A 17,442-nucleotide genomic window follows, 5' to 3' on the forward strand; every position below is an offset into this window, starting at 1 on the left:
GCCACCGATTAACCCTATGGCAACACGCGACAATTTAGTGGACATTTAGCGCCATGAATCTGGAGAGAAACCCATGAGCAAAAAAGTTGCAGTGATCCTGTCCGGCAGTGGCGTGTACGACGGCGCCGAGATCCATGAGAGCGTCATCACCCTGCTGCGTCTCGACCAACGCGGCGCCCAGGTGCAGTGCTTCGCCCCGAACATCGCGCAATTGCATGTGATCAACCACCTGACCGGCGAAGAAATGCCCGAGTCGCGCAACGTGCTGGTGGAATCGGCGCGCATTGCCCGTGGCAACATCAAGGACATCCGCGAGGCCGACGTCGAAGACTTCGATGCGCTGATCGTGCCCGGCGGTTTTGGTGCGGCGAAAAACCTCTCCAATTTCGCTGTCGAGGGCGCAGGCTGCACCGTGCAGCCGGAAGTGCTGGCGCTGGCCGAAGCGTTTGCCGAAGCCGGCAAACCGGTAGGGTTGATGTGCATTTCACCGGCACTCGCGGCGAAGATCTACGGCCCTGGCGTGACTTGCACCATCGGCAACGATGCCGACACCGCCACGGCGATGAACAAGATGGGCGCGACCCACGAAGATTGCGCGGTGAGCGAGATCATCGAAGACAAGGCGCGCAAACTGGTGACGACCCCGGCTTATATGCTGGCGCAGAACATCAGCGAAGCGGCTTCGGGGATCAACAAGCTGGTTGACCGGGTGCTCGAACTGACCCACGAAAACGACGCCTGACACGGTCTATTGTAGGAGTGAGCCTGCTCGCGATGGCGGTGTGTCAGGCAACATATCTGTTGAATGATCGACCGCTATCGCGAGCAGGCTCACTCCTACCAAGGATTTGTGTTGGGCTCAGGGTTTACGGGTCAGGCGCGTGAGGATCCGGTCCAGCGCATTGGCAAACGCCTGCTTCTCGCGATCGCCAAACGGCGCCGGGCCGCCGCTCATCTGGCCTTGCTCACGCAAGTCGGTGAACAGGTTGCGCACCGCCAACCGTTCGCCCATGTTCTGCGCATCGAACTCCTTGCCGCGCGGATCCAGCGCCGCAACGCCCTTCTTCACCAGGCGGTCGGCCAGCGGAATGTCGCTGCAAATCACCAGCTCACCCGGCACCGCGTGTTCGACCAGATAATCGTCCGCGGCATCCGGGCCGCTCGGCACCACGATCAGCTTGACGATGGCCAGCCCCGGCTTGATCTGCGGCTGCCCCGCGACCAGCACCACTTCATACTGGCGCTTGAGGGCAAACTTCACCACCAGATCCTTGGCCGCCCGTGGGCAGGCGTCGGCATCGATCCATACACGCATTTTGTTTACCTCATAAAGCAAAAGATCGCAGCCTGCGGCAGCTCCTACAGAGTGCGCGTCGCGCCGCAATATTGCGACATGCGCGCCCCCTGCAGGAGCTGCCGCAGGCTGCGATCTTTTAAGGGATCACCCAATCAAGCAGCAGAAACCCGCCGTTTCTCCGCCACCCAACTACGCCCATACAACAGCACAATCGCCACAATCGCTACCGCCTGCGCCGTCAACGAATACGCATCGGCATGAATCCCCAGCCAGTCGAACTCGAAGAACGCCACCGGCCGCGTGCCGAAAATCCCCGCCTCCTGCAACGCCTTCACGCCATGCCCGGCAAACACCACCGACAGTGCACAGAGCAGCGCCGCGTTGATGCTGAAGAACAGCGTCAGCGGCAGTTTCGCCGACCCGCGCAGAATCACCCAGGCCAGACCGACCAGCAACACCAGCGCTGTCGCCCCGCCCGCCAGCACCGCGTCATGCCCGGCCGGGCCAGCCTGCAGCCAGAGGGTTTCGTAAAACAGGATCACTTCGAACAGTTCGCGATAGACCGAGAAGAACGCAAGAATCGCAAACCCGAAACGCCCGCCACCGCCGACCAGGCTGCTCTTGATGTAATCCTGCCAGGCCGCCGCGTGACGACGATCATGCATCCACACACCGAGCCACAGCACCATGACGCTGGCAAACAGCGCCGTCGCGCCTTCAAGCAATTCACGCTGCGAACCGCTGACGTCGATCACGTACGCGGCCAGCGCCCAGGTGCCGAGACCCGCCAGCAGCGCCAGGCCCCAACCGACGTTGACACTGCGCACCGCCGATTGCTGGCCGGTATTGCGCAGGAACGCGAGGATTGCCGCCAACACCAGAATCGCTTCGAGGCCTTCGCGCAGCAGAATCAGCAGACCGGAGATGTAGCTCAACGACCAGCTCAGGCCATCGCTGCCGAGCAAACCGGCAGACTCCTTGAGCTTGGCTTTGGCCGCGTCCAGACGCTGCTCGGCCTGCTCGACCGACAAACCGTCCTGCAACGACTGACGGTAAGCCATCAGCGATTTCTCAGTGTCTTTGCGCACGTTGGCGTCGACGTTATCCAGCGAGCTTTCGACCAGTTCGAAACCTTCGAGATACGCCGCTACCGACAGGTCGTAGGCCTGATCGTGCTCGCCGGCGCGGTAGGCGGCCAGGCTCTTGTCGAGCGTCGCGGCGGTGTAGTCGAGCAACTGCGCCGGGCCACGCTTGACCTGCGGCGGTTGCGCACGCTGAGCGCGGAAAGTCGCTGCGGCTGGCACGCCTTCGGCAGCCAGCACTTCAGCCGGGGTCTGGCGTGCCAGATCGGCGAGGTTGTAAGTCTTCTCGGCTTTGGCGGCAGCGGCATCGGCGCTGAACCCGGCGATGTACGTCGCCAGATCCCAACGCTGGCGATCGTCGAGCTGATCGGCGAACGCCGGCATATCAGTGCCTTCGACACCTTGGCCGAGAGTGCTGTAGATCGCGTAAAGACTCAGGTGATCCATCCGGGCGGCATCACGCAGATTGGCCGGTGCCGGGGTCATGCCCAGACCTGCCGGACCGTCGCCGGCACCGCTGTCACCGTGGCACACCGAACAATTCTGCGCATACAGCGGTGCGCCGCGGGTCGGATCCGGGGTAATGATCGGCGCCTGACTGACTTCATACGCCACCGCCAGTTGCGCGCCCAGTTGCCGCGCCTGACGGGCGACTTCCGCACCGTCCTGCTTCGCCCCGATCGCCGCGCGCAAGGCACTGACGCCCTGCTCCAGCGCGGCCTGCTCAGGCTTGGCCGGCATGTCGGCGATCAGCCCTTGCAGCGCTTGAGTGAACTCCAGTTGCTCACGGTATTCGGAATCATCGACGACTTTTCCAGCCTCGACCGTCGGCGGATAATCCGCGCTGATGTAATCGAGCAGGTGCAGCGCTTGCGGGGCGCCTTCCACGGTATCGGCCAGCAGGTTGAAGCTGCTCAGCGCGCACAACGGGAACACCAGCCAGGCCAGAAATCGGGACGAGGCAGTCATGAACAGGTCTCAAAAGGAAATGCGAAGTTACATATTGTTCACTTCGCAGGCATTTCCCTCAAGCTTTGTCGGCATTTAGCGCAAAGGCGTCGCCATGTTGCGGTAGTGCTCGGTCATGAACTCGACAAAAACCTTCACCTTCAGGGCGACATGCCGGGCGTGCGGATACAGTGCGTAATAGTGCCGCTGACCGAGGGTGAAGTTGGGCAGGATCTGCACCAATCGCCCACTCAACAAGTCGTCCTGCACCGTTGCCCGGGTGAACGCCGCGATGCCGACACCCGCCAGCGCGGCGGCGTGCAGCGAACTGATCGAATCGGTTTTGAACCGCCCCTGGGTTTTGACTGGTGTTATTACCCCCCGCGCGTCGCTCAGTTGCCAATCGTTGGCAGCGGCGAAGGCCAGCAATTGATGCCCGGCCAATTCACTTGCCTGGCGCACCAAGCCATGTCGGGCCACATAAGCCGGCGAGGCCACCAGCAACATCGGCGACACCGTCAGCAAGCGCGCGACCAAGGTCGAATCCTCAAGTGGCCCGCAAATGCGCAGCGCTACATCGAAGCCTTCGGCGATCAGATCGACGAAGCGGTCATCGCAGGACAAGTCGACTTCAATCTCGGGATAGCGCTGCTGAAACGCCGGCAACCAGTTCGCCAACTCGAGCGTACCGATCACCATCGGCGCGCTGATGCGCAAAACGCCGCTGGGGCTTTCATGGGTTTGCCCGACTGCCACGGCGGCTTGGTCGAGGCGGTCAATGATGTCCACACACGCGAGGTAATACTGCTGCCCGGCCGTGGTCAGGCTGAAGCGGCGGGTATTGCGATTGATCAGGCGTGTGCCGAGTGCGGTTTCCAGTTGCTGCAACTGCCGGGAGATGGTCGAGTGCGTGGTGTCGAGGCGTTCGGCGGCGGCGCTGAATCCACGGCACTCGACGATGCAACGGAACGCACGCATGGCCATCAGTTGATTCATCGGGGCACCGGATTGAGTTGAGCGGCGAGGCCGCAAGCCTAACGCAAACCATGAGGGCATGGCACCTGACAGGCCGAGCATACGTTGTGTAAAACAGCCAAGCACATTGCCAGCACTGATCCATATAATGCGTCACGTCAACCCCTTTGCGCCCAAGGAAGAAGCCACCGTCATGCGTCACTGCCTACTGTTGACTGCGCTGCTCAGTGTCATTGTGCAGCTCAATGGATGCGCCGCCTTCCGCGATTACGACTTGGAAATGCAGCAAACCACCGATCAACTGATGATGGGCAATGTCGATGGCGCGCTGTACCTGATCGAGTGGAACAACCCGTGGGAATCCAAGGATCTGCTCTATTACTTCGAAAAAGGCGCAGTCCTCAGCGTCGGCAACTTGCTGCCCGAAAGCCAGATGGCCTGGCGCAGTGCTGACCAGATGATCGTCCAGCGCGAAGACGCCGTGTCGTCCGCACCGATGAAATTCCTCGGTCAATTAGGCCGGGAACTGGGCGTCATGCTGGTCAATGACAAGCTGCAGCGCTACAACGGTTATGACTACGAAAAGGTCATGCTGACCACACAGATGGCCCTCAACCAATTGTCCGTCGACGACTTCGAAGGCGCTCGCACCGATATCAAAAAAACCCACGAACGCGAAGCACTGATCGCCCGCGAGCGCGAGCGCCAGTACGAAGAGGTCGAAGAACAAGCCAAGGCTCAGGGCATCAAGGTGCAATACAAGGATCTGCGCGGCTACCCGGTGACCCTCCTCGATGCGCCTTCGGTCATCGAGTTGAAGAACGGTTATCAGAGTGCGTTCAGCCATTATCTGGCCGGTTTCACCTATGAGGCCTTGGGCGAGCGCGATTTGGCTGCGCCCGGTTATCGGCAAGCCATCGAACTGCGCCCCAACGTGCCTTTTCTCGAGCAAGCGTTGCGCGATCTCGACAAGCCGCCAGCGAAGGCTGACGAAAGCGACGTGTTGATCGTGGTGCAAAGCGGCCTGGCCCCTGCCCGCGCATCGGTCAAAGTGCTGATTCCGGTGCAGCTCAATGAAAACCTGGTCATCGAGGCGCCGATTTCCTTCCCGGTGATGGTGCCGGATACGGTCACGCCGTTTTTCGACTCGATCAAGGTCGATGCGCGCAAACGACCCTTGAGCCTCATCAACAGCGTGACCGACATGGCGACGCGCACCTTGCGTGATGACATGCCCGATATCATTGGATCGGCGAGGTTCCGCGCCAACCTGGATGCCGTCGCCCAGGCCGATTACAACAGCCAGAACCCCACCAAGGCCTCACTGGTCGTGACCCGCAAAGATCCGCTCGAAGAGGCTGACACCCGCACCTGGCGCACCTTGCCCGATAAAACCCTGGTAGCGCGGCTACGCCTGAAAAAGGGCAAGCACACGATCAACGTACCCAACTCCACCGGTACGCTGACCGTACGCATTGATCGTGATCACCAGGTCATCAACCTGCGGGCATTCGGCGACCGGTTATTTATCATCGGCACGGCTTACGTGGCGTCGACGGAACCAGCACCGGGCTTGAAATAGACATGCGTTGGCGCTTGAAGAAAATCAGGCAGACCGTCAATCTGCCGAGCATCGGCGCGCGCCCTGTCGCCCGCCCCGGACAACCTGAAGAACGGAGTCTTTGCATGCGCTTCAAATTCGTCGCGATTAGCGTCTTGGCCCTGTTGGCCAGCGGCTGCGCAACGCCGCCCCCGCTGCTGCCCGCACCGGGCAGCGCCGCGAGCAAAGTCGTGGCCATGGGTGAGCTGAAAAATATCGCGATCGGCAACATGCGCGTCGCCCGCGAAAACGGTTTCATGACCGTCGGCGTCCAGTTGAGCAACACCGACAAGCGCAACAAGACCTTCTATTACCGCTTCGCCTGGCTCGGCGCGGAAGGCTTTCCGGTTGCCGACGAAGAAGTCTGGAAACCCCAACTGATCTACGGCGGACAGAACAGCTTCCTCCAGAGCATCGCCCCAACGCCAAAAGCCGTGGACTTCCGTCTGGAACTGCAGACGCCTTGAGCCCGATACCCCCTTCCGTTCCAGAGAGCATTGCCATGTTTGCACGCGTTTCCTGCCTCGCCGTTTTCGCCCTGCTGGCCTCCGGATGCGTCGACAATTCGCCGACCCTGGGCAGCGGCAACATAAGCTACGGCGACCCGAAAGCGGTTGAAACCGTCACCAACGAATTCGGCTCCACCGACCTGCAGATGATCGCCGAGTCGATGACCCGGTCGCTGGCTCAGTCAGGGGTTCTGCAAGGGCGTCCGGTGGTTCAGGTCTACGACGTGATGAACAAGACCAGCGAGTACATCGACACTCGCGAGATCACCACCAGCATCAAGACCCAACTGATGAAGACCGGTGTCGCGCGCTTTGCCAGCGACAACACGGCGATGCAGAGCCAGATTGACCACCTCAAGCTGCAAAACCAGAGTGGCCTGTACAAGAAGAGCACCGTGGCCAAGACTGGCAACATGATCGCGGCGAAATACCGTCTTGAAGGTTCGATCAGCTCGATCGTCAAGCGCAGCAGCGATTACAAGGACGTCTTCTACAAATTCAGCCTGCAACTGATCGATGTCGAGAGCGGTCTGGCCGAATGGATGGACGAAAAAGAAATCCGCAAAACCACGGAGCGTTAATCGATGCGCACATGGATTGGCATGATCGCTATGGCTTGCGCGTTCAGCGTGCAGGCGGCGTCGAAAGTCGCCGTCGCCGACCTCGCGTACGAAGCGCGCGTGGAGCAATACATCCACACTATTTCGGCGCAGAGCGATCATCAGGAGAGCTATTACGGCGCCAGCGGTTCGTCCAGCCATGAAGAATACGAGACGCGCAACAGCTACATCGAACAGACCGAGCTGCGCCGGTTCACCGGCGACATCAAGGGCGAAATGCTCCGCACCGGCATGTTCCAGCTGGTGCAGGGCAAGCCGTACACCGCGTCGTCCAAGGGTGACATCTACGACGTGATCCAGCGGATCAAGGCTGGCAGCTTCAAGGGCGCCGACTATGTGCTGTTCGGCACGGTCTCCGACATCGACTTCACCCAGGACATGAACGAGCTGGCGAACACCGACAGCTATTCGGCGGTGCTGGCGCTGACCCTGGTCGCCGATTTCAGCCTGATCAATACCAGGACGTACGAAATCATCTCGGCCTTCACCGCGATGGGTGAAGCGCAGGACACCAAACTGGTGAACGGTCGGGATATCCATGTATCGCTGAACCGCCCACGGGTGGTCCGTGATGTGTCGAAGGCGTTGGGTGAGGATGTCGCAGGGCAATTGAGCCAGCAACTCGGTAGCGGCGGTTACGAGCCATCGCGCGAGCCGGCTCAGCACAACAATCTGCCGGCGGATACACCACCCGTGATTCTGCGCTGAGTAAATCGCAGGCCATAAAAAAGGCGACCTTTGTAGGTCGCCTTTTTTTGTCTGTGCGATTTATGCGGCGGCTTTACGCAAGGTAGCCATAAACGCCGCAGCGCCGATGAACAGCCCGGCAAACGTGCGGTTCATGCGCTTCTGCTGCTTCGGTGTGCGCAGCAAACGCAGCACCTTCGACGCCAGCCCGGTGTAGCCCGCCATGACGATCAGATCGACACAGACCATCGTCACGCCGATCACCACATACTGAATCAGCAGCGGCGCGTGCGGATTGATGAACTGCGGCAGTACCGCCAGCATGAATACCAGCGCCTTGGGGTTGCTGATATTCACCAAAAAGCCACGAAACACCAGCGCCAGCGGTTTGCCGATGGGCCGTACGGCCGCGTCATCGCTCATGTCCATGGGCAGCGCACGCCACTGTTTGATGGCGAGATAGATCAGGTAGGCGACACCAAACCACTTGATTGCATGGAAAGCCGTGGCCGACGCCGTAAGAATCGCGCCAACGCCGGCGCCGACAATCGCGATCTGCACGGCCAGACCGATCTGCAGGCCGAGGGCGTTCCAGTAACCGCGCCAGAAACCGTATTGCAGACCGCTGGACATCGACGCAATGGCGCCAGCACCCGGGGAAAGACTGATCACCCAGCAGGCAGCGAAAAACGCCAGCCATGTTTGAAGCTCCATCGCACACCTCGACTCATGCTGTAACAAGTCGTCAAAGCTAATGCTGTTTGGGGCTAAAAGCAAAAGATCGCAGCCTGCGGCAGCTCCTACATGAGAATGCGATCCCTGTAGGAGCTGCCGCAGGCCGCGATCTTTTGATCTTGCTTTGAAAATCTACTTCTCAAACCCGCTCGACGGAAAAACATCGGACCCACGCCAACGCCGCACCGAGCGCTGGAAAAACAGACTATTGGGCACTTGCACCATCGCACTGCCAGTCCCCAATTCTTCAGCCTCGATCAACGTCGTGTACAGAAGATTGATCGCCACCACTCGCCCCTTCACCCCAGGCTTGTCCGTGGTGTCCACCAGCTCGACGATATCGCCCAGCCGAAACGGCCCGACCGTGAAGATCAAAATCGCGCAGAGCAGGTTCGACAGCACACTCCACATCGCGAAGAACGCGACCGCCGCCACCGCAACGAACCCCGACAGTGCCGTCCACAACACCGTGGCCGAGACACCGAGACGCTCCAGTACGAAAATCAGCGCACTGCCCATGATCAGCCAGCGCAATACGCCACGCAGTGGCATCAGCAGTTGCGGCGGAAACGGATAACGCTCGCCCAGTCGGGTCAGGCCCTTGGCCACAAAGCGTTGGGCAAGATAACCGGCCAGCAGGATCAGCAGAATCTGTACGCCAAACCAGATCGGCTCGACCCACTCCGCCGGCAGCGGCAGCTTGAACGCGTCCATCAGGACAGCGCCTCCAGCTCCGCCTGCATGCTTTCCAGTATCTCGAGGGCTTCCATCCACGCCTCTTCCAGCTCGCCTTCGCGAACCTTCAGCTTGGCCTGTTCGGCCAGCAGGTCACGCAACTCGTTCTTGCGCGCCGGCTCGTAGATGTCGCTGTCGCCAAGGCTGGCATCGACCTTGGCGAGCTTCTCGTGGAGCTTGCCGAGTTCAGCTTCGAGCTTGTCAGCTTCGCGCTTGTGCGGTGCAAGTTGCTGACGCAGGGCAGCCGCCGCCTGACGCTGGGCCTTCTTGTCGGTCTTGTCCGGGTTGACTGTAGTGGTGCTGACCGGCGCGTTGCGCTGGCGGTATTCCACCAGCCAGCGCGCGTAGTCTTCGAGGTCGCCATCGAACTCTTCGACCTTGCCGTCAGCGACCAGGTAGAAGTTATCGGTGGTGCTCTTGAGCAAGTGTCGATCGTGAGATACCACCAACACCGCACCGCTGAATTCCTGCAGCGCCATGGTCAGCGCCAGGCGCATTTCCAGGTCGAGGTGGTTGGTCGGTTCGTCGAGCAGCAACAGGTTCGGCCGTTCCCAGGCGATCAACGCCAAGGCCAGACGGGCCTTTTCGCCACCGGAGAAATTCAGCACCGGCTCATCGATACGCGCACCACGGAAGTCGAAACCACCGAGGAAGTCGCGCAGGGTCTGCTCGCGCTCGGTCGGCGCCAGACGCTGCATGTGCAGCAACGGGCTGGCCTTGGAGTCCAGCGAGTCGAGCTGGTGCTGAGCAAAGTAGCCGACCACGGTGTTCTCGCCACGGGTCAGGCGCCCGGCAATCGGTGACAGCTCGCCGGCGAGGTTCTTGATCAGCGTCGACTTACCGGCGCCGTTCGGCCCGAGCAGGCCGATCCGCGCACCCGGGGTCAGTTGCAGCTTGACCTTCTCGAGGATGGTTTTGTCGCCATAACCCAGGCTCGCATCGGACAGATCGATCAGCGGACTGGAGATCTTGCTCGACTCGCGGAAAACGAAATCGAACGGCGAATCGACGTGGGCCGCCGACAGCTCTTCCATGCGCTCCAGGGCCTTGATCCGGCTCTGCGCCTGACGGGCCTTGGTCGCCTGCGCCTTGAAGCGGGCGATGTAGCTTTCCATGTGCGCACGTTGCGCCTGCTGCTTCTCGTAGGCCTGTTGCTGCTGGGCGAGACGCTCGGCACGGGCGCGTTCGAAGGCGCTGTAGCCGCCGCGATACAGGGTAATTTTGCGCTGATCGACGTGCGCCACATGATCGACGACTTCGTCGAGGAAATCGCGGTCGTGAGAAATCAGCAGCAAGGTGCCCGGGTAGCTCTTCAGCCACTCTTCGAGCCAGATGATCGCGTCGAGGTCCAAGTGGTTGGTCGGTTCGTCGAGCAGCAACAAGTCCGACGGGCACATCAAGGCCTGCGCCAGGTTCAGGCGCATCCGCCAGCCCCCGGAGAAATCGCCGACCTGACGATCCATCTGCTCGTTGGTGAAACCGAGACCGGCAAGCAACTTGCGCGCCCGCGCATCGGCGGTGTAACCGTCGGCGCTGTCGAGTTCGGCGTGCAGGCGCGCCTGAGCGGCACCGTCATGCGCGGCTTCGGCGGCCGCGAGATCACGTTGCACCTCGCGTAGACGCAGGTCGCCATCGAGCACATAGTCGACGGCAAGCCGTTCGAGCGTCTCGATCTCTTGGCGCATGTGGGCGATGCGCCAGTCGGCCGGCAGGAAGCAATCACCCGAATCCGGATGCAGCTCACCCCGAATCAGGGCGAACAAGCTCGATTTGCCGGCGCCGTTGGCACCGATGAGGCCGGCTTTGTGGCCGGCGTGCAGGGTCAGCTCGGCGTCTTCTAGCAGACGTTGCGGGCCACGCTGTAAAGTCAGGTTCTGAAGTCGGATCATAATGGCGGCGGAGTCTACCAGCTTCGCTCACAACTGGCGCGAGTAGCACGATGTCCTCTGACCTGTGGAGCTTTTCCCTTGCCACCTACGCCCGCCCGGGCGTGGAAGACGCCTGCCTGCAACTGCAAACGGCGGGCGCGAATGTGTGCCTGCTGTTGTGTGGTTTGTGGCTGGAGCAACGCGGGGTGATGTGCGATGAACAACGCGTTCGCCAGCTTCAGACGCTGACCGGACCGTGGGATATCGAAGTGGTGCAGCCGCTGCGGACACTGCGTATGCAGTGGAAGGCGCGGGCGCTGGATGATGCGGTGCTGAAAGGCATGCGCGAGCAGATCAAATCACTTGAGCTTGAGGCTGAGCGAGCGTTGCTGTCACGGCTTGAGGGCGTGGCGCAGGCGTGGCCGCGAAACGCTGCAGGCTCGACGACCTGGCTGGAGGGATTGGCCGGCAGTGCGGCCAGCCCGAACCGCGACGCGCTGCAAGTGCTGCGCGTCGCGGCAACCGGCACTTAGGAAGCGCTGGTCGGGTTGTTGCTGACGCTCGACGCAGCGGCTGGCGATGGCGCAGCCGAAGGGGTCGAGGTAGTGGCGGCTGCAGCAGGTGCCGCTGGCGCAGCCGAAGTTGCCGGTGCGGCAGGCTTGGCCGCTGGCGTGGAAGCCGGTTTGGCAGCGGCTGGCTTTTTCACGGCTGGTTTTGCAGCTGGTTTTGCAGCAGCCGGTTTTGCGGCGGGCTTGGCTGCCGGTTTGGCGGCGGCTTTCACTGCTGGTTTGGCAGCAGGCTTGGCGGCCGGTTTTGCCGCAGCTTTGGCAGCAGGTTTGGCTGCAGCCGGTTTCGCGGCTGGTTTCGCGGCTGGTTTCGCAGCGGCGGTTTTAGCAGCTGGTTTTGCCGCAACTTTGGCAGCGGGTTTAGCGGCCGGCTTGGCGGCTGCGGCTTTCGCCGGAGCAGCTTTGGCAGCGGTGGTTTTAGCAGCCGGTTTGGCAGCGGCAGTACGCGCAGCCGGCTTGGCGGCAGCAGGTTTTGCAGCGGTGGTTTTAGCCGCTGGTTTTGCCGCGCTGGCCGCAGCCGGTTTTTTCGCGGCAGGTTTGGCAGCGGTTTTCGCAGCCGGTTTGGCAGCCGCTTTCACCGGTGCTTTTGCAGCTGGCTTGGCAGCGGTTTTTGCAGCTGGCTTGGCCGCTGCAGTTTTCGCTGGCGCCTTGGCTGCTGCAGGTTTTGCAGCGGCTTTCTTCGCCGGCGCTGCCGCTGGTTTGGCCGAGCGAGTCGACAATACCTTGCCCACGGCTTCTTGAACGCGACCAACACCCTGGGCCAGTTTCAGGCTTTCCTGAGCGTCGCGCTTGAGTTGCAGAATGTAGCTGCGCGTATCGGACTGACGATCCTTCAAGGCATCGAGCAGGTCTTCGAGTTCTTTCACTGCGCCTTTGGCTTTGGTCTGTGCCTTGGCTTTACCGGCGGCAGCTGCGTCCTGCAATTTGGTGCGGGATTTGTGCAGTTTTTCTTGCGCCTTGCCGCGTTGCTTTTCCAGCTTGGCGAGCAGTTTTTCAGCATCAGCCAAGGCTTGCGAGCAAGCGTTTTCCAGATGCTCGAGCAGGCTGCCCGAGAGTTGTTGGAGTAAGTGCAACGGAGTGTTTACAGGCTTCTTGGTGGCCGACATGGTTTACCTCCTGGCTGACGTGAGTGCGGCTCATACTAGACCTCTGCTGCTACCGCCGCTAGGTCATGTTGACAGTATCGAAACAGTTGCGTTGCAACGAAGTGAAAATGTTCTGCATGAAGGCAAAAGCAGTTCACCGTTGCAGACGTTTGCGCTGGCATAATCCACCGCATCTCAGGACGGAGAGTGCCCATGTCGCGCTACCTTTTTTTATCCCTCTGCATGATTTTTTCCGCAGCCCACGCTGACGAAAAAACCACTGCGAATGACGCTCACGATCTGGCCTACAGTTTGGGCGCAAGCCTCGGTGAACGGCTGCGTCAGGAAGTCCCGCAATTGCAGATTCAAGCGTTGGTCGAAGGCTTGCAGCAAGCCTATCAGGGCAAGCCACTGGCACTGAGTGAAGCCCGCATCGAACAGATCCTCGCCGATCACGAAGCGCAAAATGCCGAACAGAAACCGCTGCCGTCGAGTGACGCCGCGATGGAAAACGAACAGCGTTTTCTCACCGCAGAAAAAGCCAAACCGGGCGTAAAGGAATTGACCGATGGAATCCTGCTGACCGAACTGACCCCTGGCACTGGCGCCAAGGCCGGTCCCGATGGAAAAGTGCAGGTGTTGTACATCGGTCGTCTGCCTGACGGCACGGTGTTCGATCAAAACACTCAGCCGCAGTGGTTCAACCTCGACAGCGTGATTGCCGGATGGCGCACCGCATTGCAGAACATGCCGGTGGGGGCGAAATGGCGCCTGGTGATTCCATCGGATCAGGCCTATGGCGCCGACGGTGCCGGTGACCTGATCGCACCGTTCACGCCGCTGGTATTCGAGGTGGAATTGCGCGGCGCGACCAGTTGATCAGGCAATAAAAAACGGTGCGCCAGGGGCGCACCGTTTTTAGTGGAAAAGCAGATCAGGCCTGAACCGGATCCTCTTCCTTATGTGCTGTATGCAGCACTTCAATCAGGCAGTCTTCAAGTTCGAAACGCTCGTGCAGCAGGCCACCGAGCTCCTTGAATTTCTCGGCAACGCACTTGCCTTCATCGCACAGATCGTTGAACGCGAGCAGCTTCTCAGTGATGACGTCGATGCGTGGATAGATCGTCTCGGCGAGTTCCAGGCCACGTTTGTCGTTGAACGCCTTGGCTTCGCCCGTCAGCTGTTCGTAGATTTCGAAGTGCCCTGCCGAGACGTAATCGACCAGCACGCCGCAGAACTCCTGCAAGGGCTTGCGACTCTCGGACAGTGACTCAGGCTGCGCGCCGAGTTTGTCGTAGGCGCCGATCAGATCTTCACGCTCCTGCAACCAGCGGTCGATCAGCAGATGAACTCCACCCCAGCGTTCCTGAGCATTCTGACAACTTTCGAGCATGGCGATCTCTCTTCCCTTGTGGGTCATGCTGCTCTACACCCGCGCCTCTCTTCTGGTTTGAAGCCGGGAGGGCGGTCGGGCAGAGCGTCATCGAGCAACATAATTCCAATGACACGTGCGGGCCAGATTATGCCCGCACGCCTATGGCTTCAAGGTACGCAGGAGATAAAGTTCATACAAGTGTTTAATCCCTGATCAGCCTGCGGTGCGACGCTTCGCCGCTGAGCGGTTGTTGCAGAGCGTTCCAGACCAGTCGCATCAGTTGGTAAAACGCCAGAATCGACATCGCCACAAAAAACAGCAGACTCCACTCGGGGATGCTCAGATCGAACAGCGTCCAGGAAATTTCCACACAGTCGGCGCTGCCGCTGACCATGCGCAGTACCGCGCACAACCAGGGCATGCTGCTGAACAAGGTCTCGGGCGCAGGCGAACATTCGACCAGTTGCAGTACTGAATCGCCCTGCATCAACACCTGCCGCCAGGCCGCCGTCGTGCCACCGAGGCTCGCGCAAAGCGCAACCACCCAGTAGAGCGAAAGGCCGACACGTCGCGGACCATGCACCGCCGCCAGACCACAGCAGACGGTCAGCAGCGTCATGAACATCCGCTGTACCAGGCACAGACTGCATGGCGCCAGGCCAACCGCGTATTCAAGGTAATAAGAAGCTCCCAGGGCAACAGCCCCCGCAGTGAAAGCCATAAAAAACAAGGAGCGTGAGCAGGCCAACGACATGGCTTTTCCGTAACAGTAGAGACAGGCAGTTACGGTAGAGGAAAGCGCGTCAGCCTTTCAAGGCAGGCAGCCGCCGACACTTCACCAGAGGTGTAGGGAAATCCCGACAGGCAACAGAGGAATTGATGTAGGCCGTTGTAGGACGTTGCCCAAGACGCGTGTTGGCGAGGATTTTTCCGTCATCAGGCACACGAGGGAGCACGCTCCCCCGTGATTTTATGCGCGAACCGGGACCGGTAGGGGAGCGGCCAGCAGCCGCTCATCGAGCAGGCCAAGACCCTCCTGAAACAGTTGATTACTGCGTTCGGTATCGCCCAACTGTGCAAGCAGGCGCGCCAGCTCTGCACAGGCTTCCGGATTACGCTGCAGGCGCAGGCTGCTTTCCAGATAATCGCGGGCCTTGCCCCACAAGCTGGTTTGCAGGCACAGACGGCCAAGGGTCAGCAGCAGGCTTGGGTCGGCCGGATGCTCCTTGAGCCAGCCTTCGGCCGTTTGCAACTGACGCGCCGGATCGCTGCCGCGCACGAGGCCATAAAGACGTGCGAGATGACTGTCGTACTTGCGCTTGAGCGCCGTTCGCAGCACATCCTCCGCTTCGACCTGAGCGCCCAACTGACGCAACTGTTCGGCATACGCCAAGACCAATGGCGGCTCCTGACGCTGCGCCGAGGTGAGCTGTTCCCATGCGCGCTTGAGCGACTGCAGACCTACCGTGCCATCCTCCTCGCGATGCGCTGCCAGCGACAGGTTTGCACCCCAGGCCCGGCGTTCCAGTTCAGTCAGCTCTGCGGGGGGCAGGACTTTGTCCTTGCGCAGCTCCGGCAATAGACGGATCACCTCCGACCATTCACCACGCTGTTGATGCAAACGCTGCAACTGACGCAAGGTCTGCGCATTGCGCGGGTGGCGCTCGTGCATCGCTTGCAGGGTCACCAGCGCACCGTCGGTATCACCGCGGTCGGTTTGCAACTGCGCATGACTCAAGGCAATCGCCAGCTCGGCTTGCGGCTGACGTTCCAGCGCACGTTCCAGCAAGTGATCGCACTCTTCGTAATTACCCTGCTCGTTGGCCGCACGTGCCGCGCCGAGGTAGTACAGCAGCGGTTGGCGTTCGGCCTCTGCAGCACGGTACAAATGCCGTTGCGCGCTGGCCCAGCGACCTTCGGCGAGATCGAGTTGGCCGTGTTCGATGGCCACTTGCACACGACGACTGCGGTTGCGCCGCGACCATGGATTGACCACACCGGTGGAGGTCATGACCAGTTCGACCAGCGTCTTGATGCCCCAGAACAGCAGCCACAACACCGCAATCACCGCGAGCGTTGCCCACAGGCTCGCTTCGTAACGGAAGGTCTTGTAGGCAATCAACACGTAACCGGAATGCTGCGCCACGGCAAAGCCCAGCGCCGCCGTCGCCGCGATCACCAAAAACACAATCACATACAGGCGTTTCATGGCGTCGCCTCCTGCGCGGTATTGGCGGCAGGTTTGGCGAAGGGTTTCACCGACTCTTCGGCGTTGACGTTGCGCCGCTCGAGATAGCCCTGCACCGCACTCAGGGTGCCAGCCATGTCAGGGGTGTTGACCGTGACCGGTTCCTTGCTCAGTTCTGCGACTTGCTCGAGCATCACTTTGCTTTGCGGATTATCCGGATTGAAGTTGCCCTTGAGCACGTCGCGCGCCTCGGTCAGCGCTTGGGTGTAAACCGCTGCCTGGCCGTTGAGAGCGGCCCACTGCGCCTGCTCAAGCGAAAGGCTCAGGGCCAGACGCACCTGGCTCAGACTCTGCCCGGCGAGCAGCGGTCGCACATTCTTGTCAGCATTGAAATCGATGCGGATGTAGCGCGAAACCTGATCCCACCACTGCGCCCAACGACTCGCACCGTCACCGTCGGCAGTCAGGCCGAGCAGCGATTCGCCGCGATCCTTGTATTCCGGCGCCAGCTCGGTGAGGTCGATGACCTGGTCACGCAACGCGCCGAGGCGCAGGAACAGACCGGTACGATCCGGCTGTGCAGTGCTGCGCAACGCGACCAGGGTTTTCGCCACTTGCTCGCGGGCGGCGAAAGAGCCGGGATCGTTTTGCTCACGAAGGATTTCGTCGGCACCCTGCACCAGCGCCTGCGCGCTGCTGATGTCCTGCAAGGCCGAAAGACGCAGGCTGGCCAGACGCAGCAGATGTTCGGCCTCGGCCAGACGCCAGTCCTTGCGGCTGGCACCGAGGACGGTTTCCAGACGCTGGTTGAGGCGTTGTTGATCGCCCTGAAGTTGGGTCACCAGACGTTGACGCTCGGCAAGCTCGTCAGCACCCGGCAACTGCGCGAGGCGTTCGGTCAGACGCTGTTCATTGAGTTTCAGACTCTGCGCCTGATCGTTCAGCGCCTGCACTTCCCCGGATTGCTGTTGAGTGTTGGTCTGCAGGTGCCGGACCTGCCAGACACCCCAGCCACCCATGGCGACCCCGGCAGCGCCGAGCAACAGGGCGACGATGGCCAGTCCATTGCCTCGGCGCGGCTCTGTGGCCGGCGGTGGAGTTTCAACCTGGGCATCAATCACAGGCTGGACGTCATCTTTAGGCAAGGCTGTTTCGCTCACGTATCCATCCTT

Annotated in this window: 18 protein-coding genes; 7 read left to right on the plus strand and 11 right to left on the minus strand. The window is 60.8% G+C overall.

What is annotated here, in order from left to right; all coding sequences use genetic code 11:
* Window positions 1–73: 73 nt before the first annotated feature.
* On the plus strand, window positions 74–742 hold the full coding sequence (gene elbB, locus C2E19_RS28600; RefSeq protein ID WP_129396010.1) for an isoprenoid biosynthesis glyoxalase ElbB: 669 nt from the start codon (window positions 74–76) through the stop codon (window positions 740–742).
* Between the two features lie 117 nt (window positions 743–859).
* Here elbB and C2E19_RS28605 read toward each other — a convergent pair whose 3' ends face one another.
* The 3 genes from C2E19_RS28605 to C2E19_RS28615 all read right to left on the minus strand — a co-directional run bounded on the left by C2E19_RS28605 (window position 860) and on the right by C2E19_RS28615 (window position 4,323).
* The gene (locus tag C2E19_RS28605) at window positions 860–1,315 is read right to left on the minus strand and encodes a YaiI/YqxD family protein (protein WP_127930187.1); all 456 of its coding nucleotides are present in this window, start codon (window positions 1,313–1,315) and stop codon (window positions 860–862) included.
* A gap of 134 nt (window positions 1,316–1,449) precedes the next feature.
* Complete coding sequence (locus C2E19_RS28610) at window positions 1,450–3,348, minus strand: FTR1 family protein (RefSeq protein ID WP_129396011.1); 1,899 nt, start codon at window positions 3,346–3,348, stop codon at window positions 1,450–1,452.
* A 75-nt stretch (window positions 3,349–3,423) separates the two neighbouring features.
* A complete protein-coding gene (locus tag C2E19_RS28615; protein ID WP_129396012.1) occupies window positions 3,424–4,323 on the minus strand; it encodes a LysR family transcriptional regulator in 900 nt (299 codons plus the stop codon).
* Between the two features lie 172 nt (window positions 4,324–4,495).
* Between C2E19_RS28615 and C2E19_RS28620 the strand changes: the two genes are divergently transcribed.
* The 4 genes from C2E19_RS28620 (at window position 4,496) to C2E19_RS28635 (ending at window position 7,739) form a co-directional block, all read left to right on the plus strand.
* A complete protein-coding gene (locus C2E19_RS28620) occupies window positions 4,496–5,884 on the plus strand; it encodes a COG3014 family protein (protein ID WP_129396189.1) in 1,389 nt (462 codons plus the stop codon).
* Window positions 5,885–5,988: 104 nt separating this feature from the next.
* Window positions 5,989–6,369, plus strand: a complete 381-nt coding sequence (locus tag C2E19_RS28625) for a YcfL family protein (protein WP_129396013.1) — start codon at window positions 5,989–5,991, stop codon at window positions 6,367–6,369.
* A gap of 35 nt (window positions 6,370–6,404) precedes the next feature.
* Window positions 6,405–6,992, plus strand: coding sequence for a penicillin-binding protein activator LpoB (gene lpoB, locus C2E19_RS28630; RefSeq protein WP_129396014.1), 588 nt, complete (start codon window positions 6,405–6,407; stop codon window positions 6,990–6,992).
* 3 nt (window positions 6,993–6,995) lie between these two features.
* Window positions 6,996–7,739: a penicillin-binding protein activator LpoB gene (locus C2E19_RS28635; protein ID WP_129396015.1), complete on the plus strand. Its 744-nt coding sequence runs from the start codon at window positions 6,996–6,998 to the stop codon at window positions 7,737–7,739.
* Between the two features lie 60 nt (window positions 7,740–7,799).
* On the opposite strand, the gene rhtB is transcribed toward C2E19_RS28635, so the two are convergent.
* The 3 genes from rhtB to abc-f form a co-directional block, all read right to left on the minus strand.
* Complete coding sequence (gene rhtB, locus C2E19_RS28640) at window positions 7,800–8,432, minus strand: homoserine/homoserine lactone efflux protein (RefSeq protein WP_129396016.1); 633 nt, start codon at window positions 8,430–8,432, stop codon at window positions 7,800–7,802.
* A 153-nt stretch (window positions 8,433–8,585) separates the two neighbouring features.
* Window positions 8,586–9,167, minus strand: a complete 582-nt coding sequence (locus C2E19_RS28645) for a mechanosensitive ion channel family protein (RefSeq protein WP_129396017.1) — start codon at window positions 9,165–9,167, stop codon at window positions 8,586–8,588.
* The gene (gene abc-f / locus C2E19_RS28650) at window positions 9,167–11,077 is read right to left on the minus strand and encodes a ribosomal protection-like ABC-F family protein (protein WP_129396018.1); all 1,911 of its coding nucleotides are present in this window, start codon (window positions 11,075–11,077) and stop codon (window positions 9,167–9,169) included. The genes C2E19_RS28645 and abc-f overlap by 1 nt, the downstream gene beginning before the upstream one ends.
* A gap of 50 nt (window positions 11,078–11,127) precedes the next feature.
* Between abc-f and C2E19_RS28655 the strand changes: the two genes are divergently transcribed.
* Window positions 11,128–11,589, plus strand: coding sequence for a TIGR02444 family protein (locus C2E19_RS28655; RefSeq protein WP_129396019.1), 462 nt, complete (start codon window positions 11,128–11,130; stop codon window positions 11,587–11,589).
* Here the strand turns inward: C2E19_RS28655 and C2E19_RS28660 are convergent.
* Window positions 11,586–12,728 (minus strand): AlgP family protein, encoded by a 1,143-nt coding sequence (locus C2E19_RS28660; RefSeq protein ID WP_129396020.1) that lies wholly within the window; start codon window positions 12,726–12,728, stop codon window positions 11,586–11,588. The two genes, C2E19_RS28655 and C2E19_RS28660, sit on opposite strands and share 4 nt — an antisense overlap.
* A 192-nt stretch (window positions 12,729–12,920) precedes the next feature.
* Between C2E19_RS28660 and C2E19_RS28665 the strand changes: the two genes are divergently transcribed.
* Window positions 12,921–13,586, plus strand: a complete 666-nt coding sequence (locus tag C2E19_RS28665) for an FKBP-type peptidyl-prolyl cis-trans isomerase (protein ID WP_129396021.1) — start codon at window positions 12,921–12,923, stop codon at window positions 13,584–13,586.
* A 55-nt stretch (window positions 13,587–13,641) separates the two neighbouring features.
* Here the strand turns inward: C2E19_RS28665 and C2E19_RS28670 are convergent, their stop codons facing one another.
* From C2E19_RS28670 to C2E19_RS28685, 4 genes are all read right to left on the minus strand, one after another.
* Entirely contained in the window at window positions 13,642–14,100 is a 459-nt protein-coding gene (locus C2E19_RS28670) for an Rsd/AlgQ family anti-sigma factor (protein ID WP_064116385.1), read from the minus strand.
* Between the two features lie 184 nt (window positions 14,101–14,284).
* Complete coding sequence (locus tag C2E19_RS28675; protein ID WP_129396022.1) at window positions 14,285–14,836, minus strand: disulfide bond formation protein B; 552 nt, start codon at window positions 14,834–14,836, stop codon at window positions 14,285–14,287.
* Between the two features lie 216 nt (window positions 14,837–15,052).
* Window positions 15,053–16,291, minus strand: coding sequence for a heme biosynthesis protein HemY (locus C2E19_RS28680; protein ID WP_129396023.1), 1,239 nt, complete (start codon window positions 16,289–16,291; stop codon window positions 15,053–15,055).
* Window positions 16,288–17,430 (minus strand): uroporphyrinogen-III C-methyltransferase, encoded by a 1,143-nt coding sequence (locus C2E19_RS28685; protein WP_129396024.1) that lies wholly within the window; start codon window positions 17,428–17,430, stop codon window positions 16,288–16,290. The genes C2E19_RS28680 and C2E19_RS28685 overlap by 4 nt, the downstream gene beginning before the upstream one ends.
* Between the last annotated feature and the right edge of the window lie 12 nt (window positions 17,431–17,442).

The organism is Pseudomonas sp. DTU12.3, assembly GCF_004124275.1.
GTDB lineage: Bacteria > Pseudomonadota > Gammaproteobacteria > Pseudomonadales > Pseudomonadaceae > Aquipseudomonas > Aquipseudomonas helmanticensis.

What these genes read in the sequence shown, in the direction of transcription:
- elbB (WP_129396010.1), top strand. Translation starts at nt 74, where the DNA reads ATGAGCAAAAAAGTTGCAGTGATCCTGTCCGGCAGTGGCGTGTACGAC.
- C2E19_RS28605 (WP_127930187.1), bottom strand. Translation starts at nt 1,315, where the DNA reads ATGCGTGTATGGATCGATGCCGACGCCTGCCCACGGGCGGCCAAGGAT.
- C2E19_RS28610 (WP_129396011.1), bottom strand. Translation starts at nt 3,348, where the DNA reads ATGACTGCCTCGTCCCGATTTCTGGCCTGGCTGGTGTTCCCGTTGTGC.
- C2E19_RS28615 (WP_129396012.1), bottom strand. Translation starts at nt 4,323, where the DNA reads ATGAATCAACTGATGGCCATGCGTGCGTTCCGTTGCATCGTCGAGTGC.
- C2E19_RS28620 (WP_129396189.1), top strand. Translation starts at nt 4,496, where the DNA reads ATGCGTCACTGCCTACTGTTGACTGCGCTGCTCAGTGTCATTGTGCAG.
- C2E19_RS28625 (WP_129396013.1), top strand. Translation starts at nt 5,989, where the DNA reads ATGCGCTTCAAATTCGTCGCGATTAGCGTCTTGGCCCTGTTGGCCAGC.
- lpoB (WP_129396014.1), top strand. Translation starts at nt 6,405, where the DNA reads ATGTTTGCACGCGTTTCCTGCCTCGCCGTTTTCGCCCTGCTGGCCTCC.
- C2E19_RS28635 (WP_129396015.1), top strand. Translation starts at nt 6,996, where the DNA reads ATGCGCACATGGATTGGCATGATCGCTATGGCTTGCGCGTTCAGCGTG.
- rhtB (WP_129396016.1), bottom strand. Translation starts at nt 8,432, where the DNA reads ATGGAGCTTCAAACATGGCTGGCGTTTTTCGCTGCCTGCTGGGTGATC.
- C2E19_RS28645 (WP_129396017.1), bottom strand. Translation starts at nt 9,167, where the DNA reads ATGGACGCGTTCAAGCTGCCGCTGCCGGCGGAGTGGGTCGAGCCGATC.
- abc-f (WP_129396018.1), bottom strand. Translation starts at nt 11,077, where the DNA reads ATGATCCGACTTCAGAACCTGACTTTACAGCGTGGCCCGCAACGTCTG.
- C2E19_RS28655 (WP_129396019.1), top strand. Translation starts at nt 11,128, where the DNA reads ATGTCCTCTGACCTGTGGAGCTTTTCCCTTGCCACCTACGCCCGCCCG.
- C2E19_RS28660 (WP_129396020.1), bottom strand. Translation starts at nt 12,728, where the DNA reads ATGTCGGCCACCAAGAAGCCTGTAAACACTCCGTTGCACTTACTCCAA.
- C2E19_RS28665 (WP_129396021.1), top strand. Translation starts at nt 12,921, where the DNA reads ATGTCGCGCTACCTTTTTTTATCCCTCTGCATGATTTTTTCCGCAGCC.
- C2E19_RS28670 (WP_064116385.1), bottom strand. Translation starts at nt 14,100, where the DNA reads ATGCTCGAAAGTTGTCAGAATGCTCAGGAACGCTGGGGTGGAGTTCAT.
- C2E19_RS28675 (WP_129396022.1), bottom strand. Translation starts at nt 14,836, where the DNA reads ATGTCGTTGGCCTGCTCACGCTCCTTGTTTTTTATGGCTTTCACTGCG.
- C2E19_RS28680 (WP_129396023.1), bottom strand. Translation starts at nt 16,291, where the DNA reads ATGAAACGCCTGTATGTGATTGTGTTTTTGGTGATCGCGGCGACGGCG.